2 protein-coding genes and 1 pseudogene are annotated in these 2,284 nt (G+C 36.8%); 2 read left to right on the top strand and 1 reads right to left on the bottom strand.

Annotated features, from left to right (window positions below):
* Positions 1-126 precede the first annotated feature (126 nt).
* A pseudogene (locus tag K5Q99_RS21620) lies at positions 127-276 on the bottom strand (IS4 family transposase); the annotation flags it as partial.
* Between the two features lie 331 nt (positions 277-607).
* On the opposite strand from K5Q99_RS21620, the gene K5Q99_RS21615 reads away from it, so the two are divergent.
* Both K5Q99_RS21615 and K5Q99_RS21610 read left to right on the top strand, forming a co-directional pair.
* The gene (locus K5Q99_RS21615) at positions 608-1,600 is read left to right on the top strand and encodes an FRG domain-containing protein (protein WP_226059041.1); all 993 of its coding nucleotides are present in this window, start codon (positions 608-610) and stop codon (positions 1,598-1,600) included.
* Between the two features lie 346 nt (positions 1,601-1,946).
* A partial coding sequence (locus K5Q99_RS21610) for a hypothetical protein (protein WP_220778099.1) occupies positions 1,947-2,284 on the top strand: 338 nt, incomplete at its 3' end.

Genomic DNA, 2,284 nt, shown 5'->3' with positions numbered 1-2,284 from the left:
GTAATAATTTTTTAAGGATCGCCTCTTTACGTTCTGGTGAATACCGAGCCATATCGTTCTCTTTTGCCGCACCCTGTCTTTAAACATAATGATTATTTAGGGGTGACAACAATCCTGACACAGGGGGCCCGTTATGTTCCGTCCTAACTGGGTTAACGAGAGTTGATTGCCATCGAGTAAAGACTCAGTAGCAACCATCAGAGAATTAAGGCGTTTTTGGTGTATTTGAGGGCATTGTTTTTTGAGTAAATCGTGTAATATGTCGATATCACGCATGATGTTGGATCTAGTAGGTTTTTGGCGAAATTGATTAGATCAAACAGCATCATGCGTGTCTACTTATTTGAATCCCATCGAATTTATCTGGGGATTCGCTAGCAAAAACCTAAAGCAGACGGCCAAAACTGTCACATTTTTTCGCAAAGAGACGCAAAAATTGCGCCAGCACGTCGCCGGTTAGCTTGGCGTTAATCCATAGAGATTTTAATCCGAAACTCACGAATTAGAGTTAGGAACCTAACTCACTTTTGCCCCAAAGTATGTTTGTAGCGAGTAAATTTAAAATTGTAGCAAAGGTTTGTTGACCAAACTTTTCTAATGATACAAAGTGATTATTGAATCAATATTGATTATTCATAGATTAGAGCGAACAACGATGTCAGAAAGCAATACTGTTATTAAGCTAAAAATCACCTGTGTTGCTGATGCTATCAACCTGGCCAAAACAGAAACATCACACAATCTTGATCATTGGTGGTTCCGTGGTCAGTCTAATTCTTGTCATAAATTGACTCCAAGTTTATTTCGCCCCGTAGATGGTAAGTTTTATGACGAGAATAAGCTCATTGACGAATTCTTACGAATGCATCCTGAAGCGAGAGAGAAGCATGTTGATACACTTGAACTGCTCACCTACGCACAGCATTATGGTTTGCCGACAAGACTTCTTGACTGGACTGAAAACGTTTTAGTTGCACTCTATTTTGCTTGCAGTAATGACAATAACAATGATGGTAAGTTGTTCTTTCTTCCCAATTACATTGAAGAATTAGACTTTTTTGACTATTACAATTCTAATTTTGGAACTAAATTTACAGAAGAATTAATTATTTACAGCGACCCTGATGATTTTGATTATTTTATGTTTTCATCCATACATAAAATAAATGAAAGGGGTACCAGTTTTATATTAGAGCAGTTATACATCGATGGTTATAAATTAGGGGAATATGTCGATAAAAAATCATCATCCCCTAAAGATAAATTTCCAATAGGACTGGATTTACGATTTGATTCCAAGGGTTTTAGTAATAATGATTTCATAAAACATGCTGGGTTTATGTATATTCCCAAACGCATCAATAAACGGCTAATAACACAACAAGGATGCTTTACATGCCACACTGGAAAGATTTTTCATGGCACGCAATACGTAAAGGTTAACGATAGTTTTGATGGGTATTCAAAATCATTCATAGTCCCTAAAGAGTGCAAAATCGATATACTTCGAGAACTTAGGTTGTGTGGAGTATACGAAGCTACATTATTTCCTGAGCTTGAATATCAAACAAAGTACATAAAAAGTTACTGTCTCTCCTGAAGTTAATATCTGGGTGGTAGTGAAAGTGATTAACTTATTCTTGCCCCAAAGCGTGTTAGCAAGCGTTTGGCGAATCGAAAACTTATGCACTATTTACTCTACAAATTTTTAGTATCCACTGTTTTTAATTCTTCGTCATATAGTGTTCGTAACTGGATAGGCATATAGTTGTATTTGAGAACGTTGGTTTTTGAGGCCGTTTGGTTACACATTCGTGCGTCACACCTCAGACGCATTGATTTAAGCCATTTAAAATAAGATTGTTAATGGTAGTGACGGTTGGGAGGTAGGTTTGAACAACGCGCATGCGTACTAATAAAATGTTATGCTTCGGAGGTAAGATGGTATGGGTATATTGAATATGGATTTTCGGTATCCAGGCATTGAGATCAAGGTCGAATTGATCGTACTACAAGCTTATCTTTCGCAGATAGAAAATGGCGTAAAATCTGTGTGTGAAAGCTATATCTCAGCGGAAATGAAAAAATATTCAGATTCGGATTGCCACGAGTATCAGCATGTATATCAAATTGCCGAAGACGAAATGCCAAGAATTATTAGGATTCCATTTATTGTTACCATCTACGCGATATTCGAAAATTCAGTTGCACGGCTTCTTGATTATGCGAAGATGAAAGAAGAAAAAGAGTTATCCCTGAAAGATATTAATGGAAAATCTCCAAT

It is taken from the genome of Shewanella hafniensis (assembly GCF_019655335.1).
Classification (GTDB): domain Bacteria; phylum Pseudomonadota; class Gammaproteobacteria; order Enterobacterales; family Shewanellaceae; genus Shewanella; species Shewanella hafniensis.
Note: the sequence above shows the minus strand (reverse complement) of the source record. Positions and strands in the feature narration are given on the sequence as shown.